Below are 18,375 nucleotides of genomic sequence, written 5' to 3'. Positions count from 1 at the left end.
GCTGAAGCAAGTATTGGGGGAGGTGAATTGTACCTGAATTAGCCATTACATCAAAAAAATTACTAATTATCAATACATTACCAGCCACATAAGATAGCTAGAAACGACATTGGTTCATCAATACAAGCAACTCAGTGCGAACAAAACTGATAGTAAATGCAAGTGCGCAACATGCATTAAAAAATCTGATAAATTAATAAAGGCCTGACACATAAGCCTAACAACTGATGACAGTGACAGATAAACTGCGATTTTTTCACCTCTGGATATACATTCTCATTACAATAAACACATGGCTAAAATGATTAAATTTACAAAAATGCAAGGCGCTGGCAATGATTTCATGGTCATTGATGGCGTTACGCAATCCATCTCGCTCTCAGCAGACACAATTAAAAAACTCGCCAGCCGTCAGTTCGGTATTGGTTTTGACCAACTGCTGCTGGTTGAGTCATCAACTGTTGCAGATTTTAAATATCGCATTTTTAATGCCGATGGCAGCGAAGTTTCACAGTGTGGCAACGGTGCGCGTTGTTTTGTGCGCTTTGTGGTTGATCAAGGCTTAACCCAACAAAATGAAATCAGCGTTGAAACCGCCAGTGGCATTATCACCCCTAAGCTAGAAGCACAAGGTTTAGTCACCGTAAACATGGGTGCACCGAGGTTTACACCTGAGTCAATTCCGTTTGTTGCAGAGACTGCAGCCAATAGCTATGTGCTGGAGGTGAATGATCAGTCACATAATATTGCCGCTGTTTCTATGGGCAACCCACATGCGGTGTTAGTTGTTGATGATGTAGAAACCGCACCGGTAGAATCATTGGGCAGTGTGATTGAACATCATCCGCGCTTCCCTGAGCGCGTAAACGTTGGCTTTATGCAAATTTTAAATGAACACCACATCAAACTCCGCGTTTTTGAGCGCGGCTCAGGTGAAACGCTCGCCTGCGGCACAGGCGCTTGTGCTGCTGCAGTATCGGGCATCCAGTCTGGCCGCTTGAGCTCTCCGGTCAAAGTATCCGCGCGTGGCGGTGAGTTAAGCATCGCATGGCAAGGTGCCAACACGCCAGTGATGATGACAGGGCCCGCCGTCACCGTATTTACTGGCGAAATAGACTTAGACGCGATCTAAATTAATAATACTTAAAGAAAGTCCGACAATGACAAGCCATCAACATGAGACGATTTCTGCAGAGGATGTAAAAGACTATCTGCGTAATCACCCCAGCTTTTTCGAGAAAAATGCCACATTACTCACAGAGATTACACTACCTAACCCTCACGGCAGTGGCGTTATCTCACTCACAGAGCGCCAACAACTAGCTCAGCGCGATAAAATTCGCGTGATTGAGGCCATGATGGCTCAAATGATTGTGCATGCAGAGGAAAATGATGCCACCAGTGCCAAGGTACATAAGCTTAGTGTCAAACTGCTTAATCAACAAAGCTTCAGCGCATTGCAATCTCTGATTGCAGATACATTAAAGCTCGACTTCGCCGTAACAGACTCACTAGTACGCATTTGGGTAAAGCCAAGCAACAGTGCAATTATCCAAGACTCTGTGTTTACCCACGTCAGCGATGCTTTCAACGAATGGGTTATGTCTTTAACACAACCCTACTGTGGCGCAAAACCTGAAGTCCTTGGCGACTTGGTTGACAGCAACTTGCAATCATTTGTGATTATTCCGCTAGGTACAAAAGCTGCTGACCAACGCCCATTTGGCGTACTGATTCTTGGCTCGGTAGACAAAGATCGCTTTAAAGCAGGCATGGGCACACTTTACCTAGAGCATATAGGCGAGCTTGTAGCTGCTGCTTTACTGAACCACTTATTTGCCTTAAATCTATAAACAGAACAACATTGTGCTTCATCTAGACGCATATATTCAGCACCTCACGTTTGAACGCGGCCTAAGTCAGCTCACATGTAAAAACTATACGCGAGATATTCTACTGCTAGAGTCGCTCGCGGAAGGTGCTGATCTGCAAACACTGACTCATGCGCAAATCAGACGCTTTATCGGCAAACTGCATGCGCGTGAGTTAAGCAGTAAAAGCATTGCAAGAGCCCTTTCTGCGTGGAGAGGGTTTTATGAGTACTTGATTCACCACCAAGCTTACACGCAAAACCCGGTGCATGGCTTGCGCGCCCCCAAAGCAGCAAAGACACTGCCGCAAGCACTTTCAGTAGACCAAGCAGTTAATTTTGTTGATATTCAAGGCGATGGTGTTCTCGACCTGAGAGACCATGCTATTTTGGAGCTGTTTTACTCCTCTGGCCTACGCCTCGCCGAACTGGTTAATCTAGATATTGATCGCCTAGACTTTACTGACGGCACCATAGAGGTCACCGGTAAAGGCAACAAAACACGCATTATTCCCCTGGGCAGCCACGCGGCAAATGCCATGCAAAAATGGCTGCAAGCGCGCACCAATATATCAACGGATGAAACCAACAAACACGCAGTTTTTATCACCCAACAAGGCAAAAGAATCACACCGCGCGCAGTCCAATACAGAGTAAAAGCTTGGGCAATCAAACAAGGCGTTGGCTCAAACCTGCATCCACACATACTGCGCCACAGTTTCGCCAGCCATGTGCTGCAATCGAGCCAAGACCTGCGCGCAGTGCAAGAGATGCTCGGACACGCCAACATCAGCACTACTCAGGTGTATACGCATTTAGACTTCCAGCACCTAGCCAAAGTCTACGACAACGCTCACCCCAGAGCCAAGAAAAAATAGGCTATTTCGATAATACCCTACTAATTTACACTGTTATTATGGCAAAATAACGGTTTAGACTTTAACTCACGAACAAAGGACTATCATGGAACATCAATTACCAGCTTTACCGTACGCAAAAGATGCGTTAGTACCACATATCTCAGTAGAAACTATCGAGTTCCACTACGGCAAACATCACCAAACTTACGTTACTAACTTGAACAACCTAATTAAAGGTACTGAGTTTGAAAACTTAAGCCTAGAAGAAATCATCAAAAAATCTTCAGGTGGCATTTACAACAACTCAGCACAAATCTGGAACCACACATTCTTCTGGAATGGCATGAAACCAAATGGCGGCGGCGCTCCTGCTGGCGCATTGGCTGATGCAATCAATGCAAAATGGGGCTCATTCGACGAGTTCAAAAAAGCATTCCAAGCTTCTGCAGTTGGCAACTTCGGCTCTGGCTGGACATGGTTAGTAAAAAAAGCTGACGGTTCAGTAGATATCGTTAACATGGGCGCAGCTGGCACACCATTGACTACCGGCGACAAAGCACTGCTAACTATCGACGTATGGGAACACGCTTACTACATCGACTACCGCAATGCGCGCGCTAAATTTGTAGAAGTATTCTTAGCTTCTTTAGCTAACTGGGATTTCGCATCAGCAAACTTTGCTTAATCCAGTAGCTGTGTAATGCCGTAACAACAAAGCCTTAGCGGAAACGCTGAGGCTTTTTATTTACCCTAAAATCACAAGCGATACAAACTCATGTGACAAAACCATCTCGCTTTCTCTTTACTTTTTTAGTAAAACAAAGACTAAAACTCTGTTAGAATACGCAACTATGTTGCAAAGATTCATCATTCATATCACGCTCGCCCTGCTATTTGCATTCACGCAAATAGGCGTTGCTACGCATGAAATCAGCCACATTACGAATAGCTCGCAGCACTCACAATCTCATGAGAAATCGCAACAAAAAAATACTGTTGCCGAACAATGCGCGCAATGTATTAGCTATGCAAAAATTGCCAGTGGTGTATTAACAACCCCAACTATCACACCTGTCGGCCAGCCCGGTTTAATTGCAACACCTAGCGTACACATCTCTTTTCAGCACTATGCAAGCAGCCCTTATTCCGCCAGGGCACCACCTCAAATAGCAAGTATTTAACTAAATACCAGACAGTAAACGCCACTACGTTTGCTGATTACTCGCTTTTATTTTGAGGTTCTTGATATGCATCACGCTCCAAACCTGCAAGTGCTTAGCGCATTTGCATTTAGACCATTACTGATTGCTGTTGCTACAGCTTTTTCCATTCCCGCTATCGCCGCCGATGCCAATGTTGCTATAGACTTACCAACAGTACCTGTCACCGGCAATCCGTTAGGTGTGGCATCTGACGAGTTAGTGGTACCGATTGCGGTGATTAGCGGACGCGAACTGTCTCTAAAACGTGAAAGTACGTTAGGCGACACACTCAACGGCATCCCAGGGGTAAGTGCCACACAGTTTGGCCCCAATGCCTCTCGACCAGTTATTCGCGGTTTAGATGGTGAACGTGTACGTATCATGCAAAATGGCACCAGCATTTTAGATGCCTCTAGCTTAAGCTTTGACCATGCAGTAGGGGTTGACCCACTGATCATTGAACAAATTGATGTGGTACGTGGGCCAGCTGCGTTGCTATACGGTGGTAGCGCCGTGGGCGGCGTGGTGAACGCTATTGACCACCGGATTCCTAAAGAACAGCTAGAGGGCGCAACAGGACGCGCTGAAATGCGCTTTGGCGGCCCAAGCAACACCAGAAACGGCGCAGCAGTCATTGATGTTGGCAATGGAATAATTGCCATACATGCTGATGCTTACACACGCAGAACAGACGATCTGGATATTCCAGGCTATGCGGTATCGCGCCGTAAAAGCGAGCAAGACGGCACCCCTCGCGAGAATCGCGGCAAGCTAGTCAACAGTAGCGCTGAGGGCGACGGCGGTGCATTGGGTGCAGCCTTAACCTTTGACAATGGCTACATCGGTACATCATTTTCCACCATGAACAATAACTACGGCGTAGTCGCAGAAGAAAACGTGCGTATCGATATGAAAAGTAATCGCTGGGATGTTGCCAGTGAATTTACCGATTTAGGCGGCATGTTTAACCGCGTAAAACTACGCGCAGCACACACCGATTATGAACACCGCGAGTTAGAAAATGGCAGCGTAGGCACCACTTTTAAAAACCGCGGCTTGGAGAGTAGCATTGAACTAGGCCACCGCCCGCTAGGTGCTTTAAGCGGCGTAATTGGCTATCAGTTCAACAACACTAACTTCGAGGCGCTGGGCGAAGAGGCATTTGTCCCTAGCGTTAACACACAAAACCAAGCAGCCTATATCTATGAAGAACTTGCCATTGCTAAACACAAAATCACTTTTGGCGGGCGCTTAGGGCACACCACAGTAGACTCTAAAGATAATGCTAATTTTGGTACTGGTCAAAGCAACAGCTTTAACCCTAACAGCGTAGTGTTAGGTGGGCTATACAACATCGATAGCAACTGGTCAGTTACTGGCAACCTATCCCATAACGAGCGAGCACCTAGCTATTTTGAACTCTATGCCAATGGCGCACATATGGCTACCGGCCAATTTGAAGTAGGCAATACCGACTTTAAAAAAGAACGCTCTAAGGGCGTTGACGCGCAGCTACGTTGGAAAGATGCGAAAAACTCCTTCAGCATCGGCACTTACTACACCAGATTTAGCAATTTTATTGGGCTATTTGGCACCGGCAATGAGATTGATGTTAACGGTGAGTTCTTGCCGGAAGCTAAGTTTATGACCGTGCCAGCAGTATTCAAAGGCGTAGAAGGCGAAGCCAAATTTAATATTGCAAACAATCTAAACTTAAACCTGCTGGGCGACTACGTACATGCCAAAGACCTGCGTAATGACAAGTACTTACCGAGAATTGCGCCATTACGTCTAGGCGCGGGGTTGCACTATCAACGAAACAGCTTAGGGGCAAGGTTAGATGTGCTCAAGGCCTTTGCGCAAACCCATACCGCAGAGAATGAATTGAAAACGGATGGCTACACCAATGTTAGCGCGCTGGTTTCCTACAAGCTACCAACCAAGTTAAATTTAGAGCTATTTGCCAAAGCTAACAACCTGCTTAACCAAGAGATACGCGACCATGCCTCGTTTTTGAAAGACATCTCGATGCAGGGGCAGCGCTCAATCTTATTTGGATTGCGTGGCGATTTTTAGTGAGGTGTAACACTCGGCGCAACACCAAGCTAGATAGCCAATGTTGCGCTGATTAATAACCTTAAGCGAACAGGATTAAACCCCAAACCACCGCCACAATCAGCAAAGCAATAAACACCGCAGCACTACCTATGTCTTTAGCCTGCTTTGCCAGCGCATGATGCTCGGTAGAAGTATGATCCACCGCCGCCTCAATTGCAGAATTGAGTAACTCCACAATCAACACCAACAGCACACTTGCAATTAACATCGCCTGTTCTACTGGGCTATTACCTAAATAAATAGCCAACGGTATTAGTACGATAGCCAGAAAAACCTCTTGGCGGAAAGCATCTTCATGTACAAAAGCCGCTTTAAACCCTTCCAGCGAGTAACCAAAGGCGTTAATCAGGCGACGGATACCAGTTTTACCTTTAAACGGGCTGGTTGTTACAGGCTTATTTGGTGGTGTTGACATCATAGACTTTCTAAAAAGTTGATTACGTAGCGTTAAATTGTGAATAGTTTAATGCATGAATTTTAACATGCGCTATCATAACGGTTTAAGCAATAACGATTAGATTATATAAAAGGACTATCATGGCACGTACTGTTAACTGTATTAAACTGGGTAAAGAAGCCGATGGCATGGATTTCCCGCCGTACCCAGGTGAGTTGGGCAAACGCATTTACATGAACGTATCGAAAGAGGCTTGGGCTGTATGGTTAAAACAACAAACCATGTTAGTTAACGAAAACCGCCTCAGCTTGGCAGATCCTTCAGCACGTAAATACCTAGCGGAACAAACTGAGAAGTACTTCTTCGGTGATGGTGCAGATACTGCAAGTGGCTACGTTCCACCGAAAGAGTAATCTTTAGGCGCGGCCGATAGCGCGCAAATGCGCCCCATAAAAAACGCCAGCATATGCTGGCGTTTTTTTATCTGATTAAAACCAAGCATTACTTACTTAACAAGCTTGGTCTTTACTTTAAAACTAACCGCTAACAAAAGTCCCTAAAGAGCCACCTTCATTGGTTTCTACCCATTTACGAATACGATTAGCATCACCAATACGGGTCAACTTACCGGCTGAGTCCAACAGCACAATAATTACCGGTTGGCCAGAAATATGCGCCTGCATTACCAAGCAACGTCCGGCTTCATTAATAAAGCCAGTTTTTGACAAACCAATATCCCATTTACCACCACGCACTAAGGCATTGGTATTTACAAAACTTAAGGGGCTGCGGCGTCCATACAAGGTCACTTCCTGCGAAGCCAGCGTCGTCACCTGACGAATCTCTGCGTAGTGATAAGCTGCATCTACCATTTTTGCCAAATCTTCTGCGGTGGACACATTATTGCTATCCAAACCGGTTGAATCAACAAATCGGCTCGCGTTCATACCAAGCAACTTAGCTTTCTGATTCATCGCCTTAACAAAAGCATAGCTACCGCCTGGATAATTACGACCTAAGGCTGAAGCAGCTCTATTTTCTGAAGCCATCAAGGCTAACTGCAACAACTCTCCGCGCGTCAATGTGGTGCCCACCGCTAATCTAGAGGTGGTATGTTTCAGATAATCCACATCCTCATCAGAAATGTTCAGCAGTTCATCCATAGGTAAGTGCGCATCCAGCATCACCATCGCCGTCATCAACTTGGTGACAGATGCAATCGGTGTGGGTAAGTTGGTGTTTTTCGCAAACAATACTTCACCCGTCTGCTGGTTGATAACCAAGGCTTTGGCTGAAGCTAATTTCAGAGGAGTCGTGCCATCGTAGCTATCAACCGCAGCGATCGCTTTACGTGCAGGCAAACGAGTTTTAACACGAAGAGCACTAGACTTATATTTTACTGCTTTGTACTTGCTGGCAGATTTAGACTGCGCTGAAACATGCCTATGTTTTTTACTAGTAGTCGCATCCGCAGCCACTGGTACCAAGCAAAGCGCCAAGCTAATGTAAAATAAAGTAAACTTTCGCAATGTGCTTTTCATAATGACTTATATCTCATGGGGTTACAGCACAATACTATATAAAAACTTTAGCTTTGTCATCAAGATTTTTAAGGATTTTAGGGTTAACCCGCACTCAGGTTAAAAATAAATTAAAATTGACGTAATTTACGTTAAAATTTAAGCCAATTTCAACTCAAAAATCACAGAGCGACCAGCATGCAAACGCCACAATCTTTGTTATTCAGCCCTCAACATTTATGGACAAAAGCCACCGCTGATGGCGCGTGGGAAGCCGGCATTACCGATTATGCACAAAACCTGTTGGGCGACATCGTATTTGTTGAGACACCTGCGGTGGGCACACGCTTGAGCGCTGGTCAACCATGCGGGCTGGTGGAATCAGTGAAAACGGGGTCAGACCTGCACGCACTGATGAACGGGGTAGTGCTGGAAATTAATCAGGCGGTGATTGATTCACCAGAACAAATCAACGACCACCCATACAAGGCATGGATATTTAGATTTCAGGCTGACAACAATGCTGATGCTGAACAGCTGCTATCCGCTGCGGCATATGATGCACTAACTGACGCCTAAAAACGGCAACCTGTCTCAATAGAACTAGGCATAAAATAATAAAGCCAGATGTTAAAGCCTTGCGCTTAGAAAAATGCAAGGCTCCATCACCAGCAGAGCTAGACTACAGGAAACACCAGGCGCACAGCCTCTACCACCTTGGCAACTTCGGCTCTCACATTCGCAATCATCTCACGCTCTATGCGCGGTGTTTCTACCGCCAATACTTCATGCACTTTATTGGCTAAAGCTTGCTCGGTAGCAGGCAGTTCGGCATTTAAGCCCTGAATAAAATCATTTTTAGCGCCTTCCGCCAACACGATAAAGTCTGCCTTTAGCGTTGCGCTTAACTGCTGAGACAGCTCTTCATACAGCGCAGGGAATGTAGCACCCAGCTTCTGCTGTAGCGCCTGCTGAGATTGCAATTGAATCGCATCTAGGTAAATATTTAACTCTGATTGCGTATGCTGCGTCAGCTCTTTGTAAATAGCGGCAAGGTCTTGCGCCAAACTGGCTCGATGCTCGCTTAGGATATCTTCATGCAGCCTTGAGATTTTAGCCTGCAAATCATGCGATGCATTCTCGACTGTCAACTTCTCCAGATTGAGTAGCGATGCCTCCAACCCCTCAGTAAGCGACTGCTCTAGCTTCGGCAAAGCGGCACTTAAGTTACTTTCCACATCAAGCACCACTTGCGACTGCATCTGCGTCAAACTCTGTGCTAAGTCAGCCTTAATGATATCCACATTGGCATGTACCATTTTCGGGATTTCCGTTGCAAAGTCGGCGCGAGTTCTATCCACAAATACAGAGGTCTGCTCCATAATCGCCTGCTTCGCATTCATCAACTCTGCGCCAATTTCTTTTTTCAGCGCCTGTTCGGCATCCTGTTGTGCAGCGATGATGTGCTGGGTAAATTGCTCATGCTGCTGCTTTAAGCCACTGATGGCATCGGTTTGCCCGACTTTGATCTCAGCAGATGCATTTGACAGGCAATCCAACAACTCTTGCCGCACTTCGTCTTTAACTTTTTGTGTGACTGCATGTTCAATCTCGGCAGCAATTTGTGGCCTGATTTCCGCAGCAATCATAGCAATAAGGTCTGGCGTCACATTAAATGTATTTGCCAAGACTTGAGTTGGCAAAGCATGCACCTCGGTTAACAGTGGAATATCGTCATCTTCTTGCATGTAATTTAATGTCCTTCCAACGCGTCAATTAACGGCTAATTATGCCGCAGATTCATCAGTAGACTTGATTTGATAGCCGCGGTCTCGATAAAACTTATAACGCGCACGGGCTAAGGCTTTATCAGCATCATCAACACCAACCAACTCCACCAAGTACTTAAATCGGCTAAAAAACGGCGGATGCTCTGCCTGTAAGTTAATCAAAATATCGTCTTGCAGCAACTGTTCACCATGTTTATCCACAATAATTGCCACATCATGCTGTTCAGGACTACCAGGCTGCGCACTCGGCAAAAAACTGGTCGCCGAATGCTGCCATAGTGCATCCTGTATACGCGCAGACATCGCATCATCCTGCGTAAAAATAGTTAACTGACGCCCCTTAACTACCGCTCGGCTGCACAGGTCTGCAGCTTTTGCCAATTTATCTGGGACGTTAAAGAAAAATTCTACGCGGGTCATGATTAAAGAGTTCGCATTCAGCAAGTATTAAAGCTTCTGGCTTGCACGACCAACCAAAAACTCCGTCAGCAATGGTACTGGACGTCCAGTACCGCCCTTTTCCTTGCCAGACTTCCAAGCGGTGCCGGCAATATCCAGATGCGCCCAATCATATTTCTTGGTAAAGCGAGATAAGAAACATGCAGCAGTAATACTACCGGCCGCGCGGCCGCCAATATTGGCAATATCGGCAAAATTACTATCTAACAAAGGTTGATAGTCATCCCACATCGGCATGCGCCATGCGCGATCCAACGCCTGCTCGCCAGCCTGCAACAGTTCCTGCGCCAAGCTATCGTTATCACTGAATAAGCCGGTAGCATGATGACCAAGCGCAATCACACATGCGCCAGTCAATGTTGCAATATCCACCACAGCACTTGGTTCAAAACGTTCGGCATAGGTTAGTGCGTCACATAGAATCAAACGCCCCTCTGCATCAGTATTCAGCACCTCAATCGTTAGCCCAGACATACTGGTTAAAACATCACCCGGTCTTGTCGCGCGGCCATCTGGCATGTTTTCACAGGTAGGAATCACACCCACTACATTCAGCGGCAAATCCATCTCTGCAATGGTTTTGAACACACCTAGCACGGTAGCTGCGCCACACATGTCGTATTTCATTTCATCCATTTCTGCACCGGGCTTCAATGAAATACCACCAGTATCAAAGGTGATGCCTTTACCAACGAGTACTACTGGTTTTTGCTTTTTATCACCTTTTAGATGTTGCATCACGATGAGCTTAGGTGGCTGCTCACTACCTTGAGCCACCGCTAAAAATGAGCCCATGCCTAACTTCTGCATCTCTTCACGCTCAAGTACCTCTACACTAAAGCCGTAAGTGCTAGCCAAGGCCTGCGCCTGCTCTGCCAAGTAAGTTGGGGTACATACGTTAGGCGGTAAGTTACCTAAATCTTTGGTGAAACTTACGCCCGTACCAATTGCTTTACCATCCAACAAGCCTGACTCAGCAGCCGCAACATCTGTCGCAGTTGCAATCTGGATAGCCAGATTCTTAATCCCTTTTTTCGCTGTTTTTTCTTCCGCAGCATCCGGCTTACGCTTAATCGCATCAAAGCGATAGCTAGCGTCTAAAGCAGTTTCTACCAACTGCGCCACTTTTTTGCGTATATCTACGCCTGCTACAGGCAACTCAGCCAGCGTGGTTAACACTGCATCGGCACTAATCGCGCTCAATGCCTTCACTGAAGCACGTACCGCCTTACTATACTGCTTCTCAGAAAACTCGCCTTTTTTGCCTAAGCCCACCAGCAATACGCGGTCAGCCTGCACACCTGGCACTTGATGTAGCATCAAACTAGAATCTAGCTTGCCTTCTAAATCACCATGCGTCAGTACATTACTGATGTATCCTGCTGATAATGTATCTAGGGCTTGTGCGGCATCCGATAACTCGTGCCCTTCATACACGCCAACGATGACACAATTATGATGCTGTTTTTCCGCTGCACCCGTTTTTATGCTAAATTCCATAGTGTTAGATCCTAGTTATTATTGTTACATTAAATTTTTTGCCGAAATGTAGAATCATCACTACATGCAAACTTAACTACTCTACAATAGAGCATTAAAAATCAGCATAAATTCAATCAAATGTTTAGTAAACCACTCATCATACTAAGTTTGATTAAATTATCGCGTGTTTTACACGTAATTCATAGTCGTAAATAAATTGGTTTTCAGTCCAGCATATGCTTTTTAGGCACTCATTAATAAAAGAACTTATTTCAACCGCCGCAGGTGCGTTTTTAATCCTAATTGGGATTGTGCTCGCACAGCGCGCAGGTAATTTAGTGCGTCTTGCTGCCAAAGGCATCTTGCCTAACGATGCTATTACCACCGTGCTAGGCTTTAACATGGTGAAGTTCTTACCTATGGTGCTCTCGCTCTCATTGTTTTTGGCGGTATTAATGACTTTATCGCGCTGGTATCGTGATTCGGAGATGGTCATTTGGCTTAGCGGTGGACTCAGCATCAACAGCTGGATACGCCCTGTACTCACCTTTATTTTCCCCGTTATCATGTTTATTCTTGCGCTCAGCCTATTTGTAATGCCATGGGCCACCAGCAAAGGGGAGCTCTATCGCACTCAGTTAGAAGCGCGCGATGACTTAGCCACTATTAGCCCAGGTGTGTTTAAAGAGTCTGGCAATGGGGAGCGTGTATTTTTTATGGAAAGTTTTGACGAACTAGGCAATGTCGTCAAAAACATTTTCGTACAAACGCTGCAACACCAAAAGCTTGGCGTGATTGTAGCCGCTGAAGGGAGCCGTTATACCGAGAAAAATGGCGATAACTTTGTGCTGATGGAAAACGGTAAACGCTACGAAGGCTCCAGAGGCAGTGCAGAGTTCTCCACCACGGCTTTTGAGAAGTACGCCATCCGCATTGAGGCCAAAGAAGCAAAAGAAGAACCTCCCAGCACCCAATCCAAATCTACTAGCGAGCTAATGAGTTCAATCAGCAGCACTAACAATGCAGAACTGCAGTGGCGCCTCGCCATTCCTATTTCCGCATTGATACTATGCTTGCTCGCCGTGCCCTTAAGCGCACTAGACCCACGTGCCGGACGCTCAGCCAACTTCATCCTTGCCTTAGCTATTTACATCATTTACAACAACCTGCTCAGCATCTTTCAGGCTTGGGTCGCACAAGGTAAGCTGAGTACCTTGATCGGTTTGTGGCCGGTGCATATATTTTTTGCACTGCTAACATTTTACATGTTCTATCGACGCGGACGACAACTGCCCATAGTACCCAGTATATTTTCAATAAACTGGCTTAAAAAACGCCGCCAAGTTGCCTCGCCAAGCTAACTCATTAGCCTTTTATGAAAATCATTACCCGCTATTTATTTAAAGAAATTACTGTCAATGTACTGCTAATTACATTGGCACTAATTGCCATGTTCTCATTCTTTGACCTGATACAAGAACTGGAAAGTTTAGGCCAAGGTAACTATGGCTTAAGCAAAATCATCTTGTTTGTGGTGCTAAGCGCACCTGGCCATGTTTATGAAGTGATACCTGTCGCGGTGCTTGTCGGCTGTATGTACAGCTTGGGGCAGCTTGCACGTTACTCGGAGTTAATCGTGCTAAGAGTGAGTGGCATCTCACTTTACAGCTTGGCTGCTACTCTACTTAAAATAGGCATGGTATTTGCCATCCTCACCTTTTTTGTGGGCGAACTAATCACGCCACTTAGTGAAAAAATGGCACAACGCATACGTATCAAAGCCACCGATTCTGTGATTGTACAAGACTTCAAATCTGGCCTGTGGGTCAAAGATGGTCACAATTTTGTTAACGTGGAAGAGGTGCTGGCAGACACCACACTACTCAATATTCATATTTACGAGTTCGATGACAAGTTCAACCTACGCACTGTGAGCCATGCGCATAAAGGACTGTTTGAAGATGAGCAGTGGCATTTGAAGTCAGTGTCGCAAACCCACCTAGATAAAGACAGTAACTACGTAGAAAATTTAGACAAAGCTACTTGGCGTTCACTGATACGCCCAGAATTATTGAATGTGCTGCTGGTACTGCCAGAAAAAATGTCAGCATGGAATTTATACGCTTATATTGAGCATTTGGCTGTTAACAAACAAAAAACAACCCGCTACAAAATGGCGCTATGGGCAAAATTAGTTTACCCGCTAGCCAGCTTGGTGATGGTTATTCTCGCGCTGCCATTTGCCTTTATTCAGCAGCGTTCAACTGGCGCCAGCACTAAAATCTTTATCGGCATTATGCTGGGTATTTTATACCAAAGCCTTAACCAAACATTTATGCATCTAGGCTTATTAAACGATTGGGCGCCTGCATTTAGCGCAATCACGCCAACCGCCTTATTCCTGATTGGCGGACTGGCTATGCTACATCATATTGATAAAAGGTAAGCATCCGTTGCATGGCTCGCGCGCCGATTAAGGCGGTGATTTGTTAAATCGCGATGATTTTAGATTTGAGCAATCGATCATGCAGAAATAATCGATCTTTATCTACTACCGCCCATACAAAACCTAAACCAAACAGTACTAAACTTAAGCTGGCTAATAGATAGCGCACTAATGCAGTAGAGTTAGGCAACGGCGCGTTATTTTGCGTAACAACCTTTAAATGCCAAGCCTGCATCGCGAGTGTTTGCCCAGTTTTCATCCAACACCTAAGGTAATACGCACCTAGCATCCCCCACAAAAAAATCTGCTGCAATAAATGCTTAACTCCCTCAGTAGCGTCCCCAAACACTGCATAAAAGAAGCCTGCAAGCACCAGACATAAAGCGATGATAGTGAGCACCTCATAGAGCAAACAGGCACCCAACTTAAGTAAGCTAGGTGCCTGTGGTTTTGAGGCAATAACGGCAGATTCTTGAGGATGCATGTAAAGCTTATGTGTAATTTTGCTGAGCGTGGATACTTTGCTTAAATTAAAGCTTTAATTTAAATCTGCATCAGTGTATGTATCTGGTGAGTCTGCACGCAACTTTGCACGTTCAGATTCAGGAAGCTTTTGATACTCCAGCCATTTTTTGCGCAGTTCACTTTTCTTATCTGCGGACAAGGCATTAAACTGCTGATGCCTCTTTCTTGCGTTTTCACGCTCATAAGGCGTCATGCGGCTCCAATTGGTGAGTCGTTCCTTAACCAAAGCCTGCTTCTCAGCATTCATTTTTGGGTAGTCCTTGGCGATATCGAGCATTTTTTCACGTTGCCACGGACGCAATGTATCCCATTCAGAAGCCAGTGGATTTAACACTTTACGTTGCGCATCATTCAGCTCAGACCAAGAAACATCAGCAGCATTGGCGCATGAAGCTCCATAGACAAGCAATGCAAATACAAAAACTAGGCTCTTCAGCTTCAATTGGTATCCAACCATGCAGTAAATCCCTTGTCTGCGTATGCTTCAGGCGGCAAATCAGACGCCAGCAAGAATGCATCACTATTTTCTATTTGATGACTAACACTAAACTGTTGCACAGCAAAAATCGCAAATAACATCACACCCACAACTAACAACGCAGAAAGTATGCGGTGCTGCTCAAAGTAATGCCCCCAACGCCCACCACGCCACTGCAAAGCATGACCACTCCGGTGCAGGCTGTGGCCAGCCAACTGCGCCTCCCTATTCACTAATCGGCCTATGGCTAAGCTCCGTGCATCAGCCAAACGTGCCGCTTGAGATTCTGGTAACTTCTGCGCATGGCTATTTAGCAACTCAACCATATTGCGTGCAATCTGATCCTCAACGCTGGCGTCCAAAGCCGTTGCCTGATCGATATATTTATTTTCACTCGCGCTCATTGCTCGCTCCTATTCTTTCGAGCCATCATTTCGATTCATTCAATGTTACATTGGACAAACCTATTTTATCTAGCCCTTGTTTGCGCAATTCTATAGCTAACGCATGTACCGCTCGCGAGCAATGCGTCTTAACGCTGCCATCGGAGCATCCCATGATTTCTGCTGTTTCTGCGACATCCATCTCCTCCCAGTAACGCAACACAAATGCTTCTCGTTGACGTGCTGGTAATTTTTCTAATGCTCGCTCAATTAGCTGTATGGTTTGACTACGTGCGATTTGCACCGATGGCTCTTCGCTATCATCACCAACATCAATAGTGTCTAACGGGTCGCGGTCTTCGTTATCATCGGCGCTACCACCAAAGGCAGATAACAACGTAGTCCATAAATTGCGCACTTTTTGCCTGCGCCAATAATCGCGCATCGTATTTTGCAAAATACGCTGAAACAGCATAGGAAACTCTGTCACAGGCTGAGCACCATATTTATCGGCAAGCTTCATCATGGCATCTTGCACGATATCTAATGCCGCATGGTCATCGCGGACAGCATAAGCCGTCTGCTTAAATGCACGCCGTTCCGCTGCTGCGAGAAAGTCAGAAAGTTCCTTGGGTGTTGCCATGTTTAGATATTTAACGCCATATTTAGGTTGGTATTTTATACTGTTAACCAAATCATGTGCGTAAGTGCACCTCATATTCAGGCACACAGTATATCAGGTTTGCATTTTCCGCTAGGTCTGGCGCTGGCGGACTGGATTTGTTACAAAACCTAGAAACCAAAAGCAAGTCACGTTCGTAGTATCACCGATAGATATCTACACAGTGAATGAATAACTAACGTACTGTGATTGCAGGCATTAAAAATACTACATGGCCAGCACTTTTAGTTACAATCTGAACTTAACCATTTAAGACTTGAGTAACGTTCATTATGTGGAAACTAATTTTTTGGGCTATTGTGATTGGACTTATCATCCAGGTGATCAAGCGCAACCTGAGCGCCAAGGCAAATCGGGCGTCAGAGAACCAAAAGGCTGCCGAAGCAGGTATTGAGAACATGGTGGAGTGCGACCAATGTCATGTACACCTGCCTAGATCTGAAGCATTTTTGGTAGAGGGTAAATTCTACTGCTCTAGGGCGCACATAAAATCAGATGTATAAGCCAGCAACTGACCATTAACTGAAGATACATACGCAACATGTATATACACGCCTATGATTGACCTCATGCTTAATCAACACCTGAACTCGCAGAGTGAATTATCGCTTCAGGCGCGTACCATTCGTATCATTAATGTGTTTAGGCTAATTTTAAGCCTGATTTTTGTACTATTCTCGCTATATATAGGGCAAAAGAACTGGGGGGAAATGCAAGATGCCTCATTGTTCTTTAGCTTATCTCTGGCCTACTCACTGTTTAGTTTCACGCTGCTAATTGTGGCACCACTTAGATCCTCCGCATTGGTGTTTTTCAATCCAGTGCAAATTATCATTGATATACTTTTCATCATCGCCATTATGCATGCGGCAGGCGGCATACAAAGCGGTTTAGGGCTACTGCTCATTATCACTATTGTTACTGCCAGCCTCATCAGTAACGGGCGCTTAGCCTTATTCTATGCCGCAATTGCCACTATAGGCCTGCTGCTGGAGCAAAGCTACCGAATCGCAAAATGGGACCTGCCTGTTTCAGGCTATAGTCAACCGGTGATGCTGAGCCTGAGCTGTTTTGCGACGGCTTGGCTAGGCTATAGTTTTGCCAAGCGGATTCTGCAAAGTGAAGCACTAGCTTCTGCCCGTGGCGTTGACCTAGCGAACTTGGCGCAAGTTAATGCCCTGATTACCGAAGAAATGCAGGATAGCGTTATCGTTATAGATCAACATCTGAATATTCGCCACCACAATTCAGCCGCCATGCCGCTGCTGAGCGTGACGCAAAACGATGATGGCGAAACGGTTAAATTAAATGATAGCGCCATCGAAATCGCCCATGCTTTTACGCGCTGGATGCACGCAGATACCGCGGGAGAGCACCTGATCATTTCCATTAACAATAAAGAGCTCAAGCTCAGATTCGAGCCTATCAGCCGCGATAGCCGCTTGCACGGCGCGGTAGTATTTATTCAGGACTGGAGCCAAATTCAGTCAGCCGCCCAGCAATCAAAACTGGCAGCGCTAGGGCGCCTGACTGCCAACATTGCGCACGAAATTCGCAACCCGCTCAGCGCGATTAGCCACGCCACGCAATTACTGCAAGAAGAAAACTTTGGTGCACAAAATAATCGTATGCTGCAAATCACTGCAGATAATATCCAACGCATTGATAAAATCATTAAAGATGTGCTGGAACTCAATCGCCGTGACCGCACCAATCAAGAAAGGCTAGCGCTTAATCAATTCATCCTCGACTTTTACACGCAATTTTGTGCTGTAGAAAAATTACCTGAATCACACTTCCAGATCAATCTGCCCAAAGATGCACTATTTGTAACTTATGACCAACGCCATCTGATGCAGATTTTATGGAATTTGTGTAAAAATGGCTGGGAGCACAGCCATAAACAGGTGGGCAGTTTACAGTTAAACTGTACAAAAAATGGGCGTGCTGGTTTAAACTTAGAGGTTATAGATGATGGTGAAGGCGTCGCAGAGGAGAATCGCAGCAAGCTATTCGAGCCTTTCTACACCACCAAAACAACAGGAAACGGCCTAGGGCTTTATATTTCACGCGAGCTCGCTGAGGCCAACAGTTCGCGCCTGAAATACCAGAAACTAGACAGCGGTAGCGCGTTTATACTACAACTACAAACGATTAACTAAA

Annotated in this window: 21 protein-coding genes; 12 read left to right on the top strand and 9 right to left on the bottom strand. The window is 45.6% G+C overall.

The window, feature by feature from the left end; genetic code table 11:
• The first annotated feature begins 292 nt into the window (after nt 1-292).
• The 6 genes from dapF (at nt 293) to VGD82_RS00790 (ending at nt 6,008) form a co-directional block, all read left to right on the top strand.
• The gene (dapF, locus tag VGD82_RS00815) at nt 293-1,132 is read left to right on the top strand and encodes a diaminopimelate epimerase (RefSeq protein WP_331018577.1); all 840 of its coding nucleotides are present in this window, start codon (nt 293-295) and stop codon (nt 1,130-1,132) included.
• A gap of 28 nt (nt 1,133-1,160) precedes the next feature.
• The gene (locus tag VGD82_RS00810; protein ID WP_331018576.1) at nt 1,161-1,853 is read left to right on the top strand and encodes a DUF484 family protein; all 693 of its coding nucleotides are present in this window, start codon (nt 1,161-1,163) and stop codon (nt 1,851-1,853) included.
• Between the two features lie 13 nt (nt 1,854-1,866).
• Entirely contained in the window at nt 1,867-2,748 is an 882-nt protein-coding gene (gene xerC / locus VGD82_RS00805; RefSeq protein ID WP_331018575.1) for a tyrosine recombinase XerC, read from the top strand.
• Nucleotides 2,749-2,833: 85 nt separating this feature from the next.
• Entirely contained in the window at nt 2,834-3,415 is a 582-nt protein-coding gene (locus VGD82_RS00800) for a Fe-Mn family superoxide dismutase (RefSeq protein ID WP_331018574.1), read from the top strand.
• A 166-nt stretch (nt 3,416-3,581) separates the two neighbouring features.
• Nucleotides 3,582-3,911 (top strand): hypothetical protein, encoded by a 330-nt coding sequence (locus tag VGD82_RS00795; protein ID WP_331018573.1) that lies wholly within the window; start codon nt 3,582-3,584, stop codon nt 3,909-3,911.
• Nucleotides 3,912-3,977: 66 nt separating this feature from the next.
• Nucleotides 3,978-6,008 (top strand): TonB-dependent receptor, encoded by a 2,031-nt coding sequence (locus tag VGD82_RS00790; RefSeq protein WP_331018572.1) that lies wholly within the window; start codon nt 3,978-3,980, stop codon nt 6,006-6,008.
• A 61-nt stretch (nt 6,009-6,069) separates the two neighbouring features.
• On the opposite strand, the gene VGD82_RS00785 is transcribed toward VGD82_RS00790, so the two are convergent.
• The gene (locus tag VGD82_RS00785) at nt 6,070-6,468 is read right to left on the bottom strand and encodes a diacylglycerol kinase (protein ID WP_331018571.1); all 399 of its coding nucleotides are present in this window, start codon (nt 6,466-6,468) and stop codon (nt 6,070-6,072) included.
• Nucleotides 6,469-6,587: 119 nt separating this feature from the next.
• Here VGD82_RS00785 and VGD82_RS00780 point away from each other — a divergent pair, with 119 nt between their 5' ends.
• Nucleotides 6,588-6,860, top strand: a complete 273-nt coding sequence (locus VGD82_RS00780; RefSeq protein ID WP_135276707.1) for an oxidative damage protection protein — start codon at nt 6,588-6,590, stop codon at nt 6,858-6,860.
• 123 nt (nt 6,861-6,983) lie between these two features.
• On the opposite strand, the gene pbpG is transcribed toward VGD82_RS00780, so the two are convergent.
• A complete protein-coding gene (gene pbpG / locus VGD82_RS00775) occupies nt 6,984-7,988 on the bottom strand; it encodes a D-alanyl-D-alanine endopeptidase (RefSeq protein WP_331018570.1) in 1,005 nt (334 codons plus the stop codon).
• 177 nt (nt 7,989-8,165) lie between these two features.
• On the opposite strand from pbpG, the gene gcvH reads away from it, so the two are divergent.
• Nucleotides 8,166-8,546, top strand: a complete 381-nt coding sequence (gene gcvH / locus VGD82_RS00770) for a glycine cleavage system protein GcvH (protein WP_331018569.1) — start codon at nt 8,166-8,168, stop codon at nt 8,544-8,546.
• Nucleotides 8,547-8,644: 98 nt separating this feature from the next.
• Here the strand turns inward: gcvH and VGD82_RS00765 are convergent, their stop codons facing one another.
• Genes VGD82_RS00765 through VGD82_RS00755 form a run of 3 tightly spaced genes read right to left on the bottom strand, consistent with a single transcriptional unit; the run spans nt 8,645 to nt 11,716 of the window.
• Nucleotides 8,645-9,715: a hypothetical protein gene (locus VGD82_RS00765; RefSeq protein WP_331018568.1), complete on the bottom strand. Its 1,071-nt coding sequence runs from the start codon at nt 9,713-9,715 to the stop codon at nt 8,645-8,647.
• A gap of 39 nt (nt 9,716-9,754) precedes the next feature.
• Nucleotides 9,755-10,177, bottom strand: coding sequence for a DNA polymerase III subunit chi (locus tag VGD82_RS00760; RefSeq protein WP_331018567.1), 423 nt, complete (start codon nt 10,175-10,177; stop codon nt 9,755-9,757).
• A gap of 27 nt (nt 10,178-10,204) precedes the next feature.
• Nucleotides 10,205-11,716, bottom strand: a complete 1,512-nt coding sequence (locus VGD82_RS00755) for a leucyl aminopeptidase (RefSeq protein ID WP_331018566.1) — start codon at nt 11,714-11,716, stop codon at nt 10,205-10,207.
• 218 nt (nt 11,717-11,934) lie between these two features.
• Between VGD82_RS00755 and lptF the strand changes: the two genes are divergently transcribed.
• Nucleotides 11,935-13,059, top strand: coding sequence for an LPS export ABC transporter permease LptF (gene lptF, locus VGD82_RS00750; protein ID WP_331018565.1), 1,125 nt, complete (start codon nt 11,935-11,937; stop codon nt 13,057-13,059).
• 14 nt (nt 13,060-13,073) lie between these two features.
• A complete protein-coding gene (lptG, locus tag VGD82_RS00745) occupies nt 13,074-14,144 on the top strand; it encodes an LPS export ABC transporter permease LptG (RefSeq protein WP_331018564.1) in 1,071 nt (356 codons plus the stop codon).
• Nucleotides 14,145-14,187: 43 nt separating this feature from the next.
• Here the strand turns inward: lptG and VGD82_RS00740 are convergent, their stop codons facing one another.
• Genes VGD82_RS00740 through VGD82_RS00725 form a run of 4 tightly spaced genes read right to left on the bottom strand, consistent with a single transcriptional unit; the run spans nt 14,188 to nt 16,173 of the window.
• Nucleotides 14,188-14,628 (bottom strand): RDD family protein, encoded by a 441-nt coding sequence (locus tag VGD82_RS00740; protein WP_331018563.1) that lies wholly within the window; start codon nt 14,626-14,628, stop codon nt 14,188-14,190.
• A 54-nt stretch (nt 14,629-14,682) separates the two neighbouring features.
• Nucleotides 14,683-15,126, bottom strand: a complete 444-nt coding sequence (locus VGD82_RS00735; RefSeq protein WP_331018562.1) for a DUF3106 domain-containing protein — start codon at nt 15,124-15,126, stop codon at nt 14,683-14,685.
• On the bottom strand, nt 15,108-15,551 hold the full coding sequence (locus tag VGD82_RS00730) for a DUF3619 family protein (protein ID WP_331018561.1): 444 nt from the start codon (nt 15,549-15,551) through the stop codon (nt 15,108-15,110). The genes VGD82_RS00735 and VGD82_RS00730 overlap by 19 nt, the downstream gene beginning before the upstream one ends.
• A gap of 25 nt (nt 15,552-15,576) precedes the next feature.
• Complete coding sequence (locus VGD82_RS00725; protein WP_331018560.1) at nt 15,577-16,173, bottom strand: RNA polymerase sigma factor; 597 nt, start codon at nt 16,171-16,173, stop codon at nt 15,577-15,579.
• A gap of 311 nt (nt 16,174-16,484) precedes the next feature.
• Between VGD82_RS00725 and VGD82_RS00720 the strand changes: the two genes are divergently transcribed.
• Nucleotides 16,485-16,715, top strand: coding sequence for a PP0621 family protein (locus VGD82_RS00720; protein ID WP_331018559.1), 231 nt, complete (start codon nt 16,485-16,487; stop codon nt 16,713-16,715).
• 66 nt (nt 16,716-16,781) lie between these two features.
• Nucleotides 16,782-18,374 carry a sensor histidine kinase gene (locus tag VGD82_RS00715; RefSeq protein WP_331018558.1) on the top strand — a complete coding sequence of 531 codons (1,593 nt, stop codon included), beginning with the start codon at nt 16,782-16,784 and terminating at the stop codon, nt 18,372-18,374.
• Nucleotide 18,375: the final 1 nt, after the last annotated feature.

It is taken from the genome of Methylotenera sp., assembly GCF_036401095.1.
GTDB lineage: Bacteria > Pseudomonadota > Gammaproteobacteria > Burkholderiales > Methylophilaceae > Methylotenera.
This window is presented reverse-complemented; position numbering and strand designations above follow the sequence as displayed.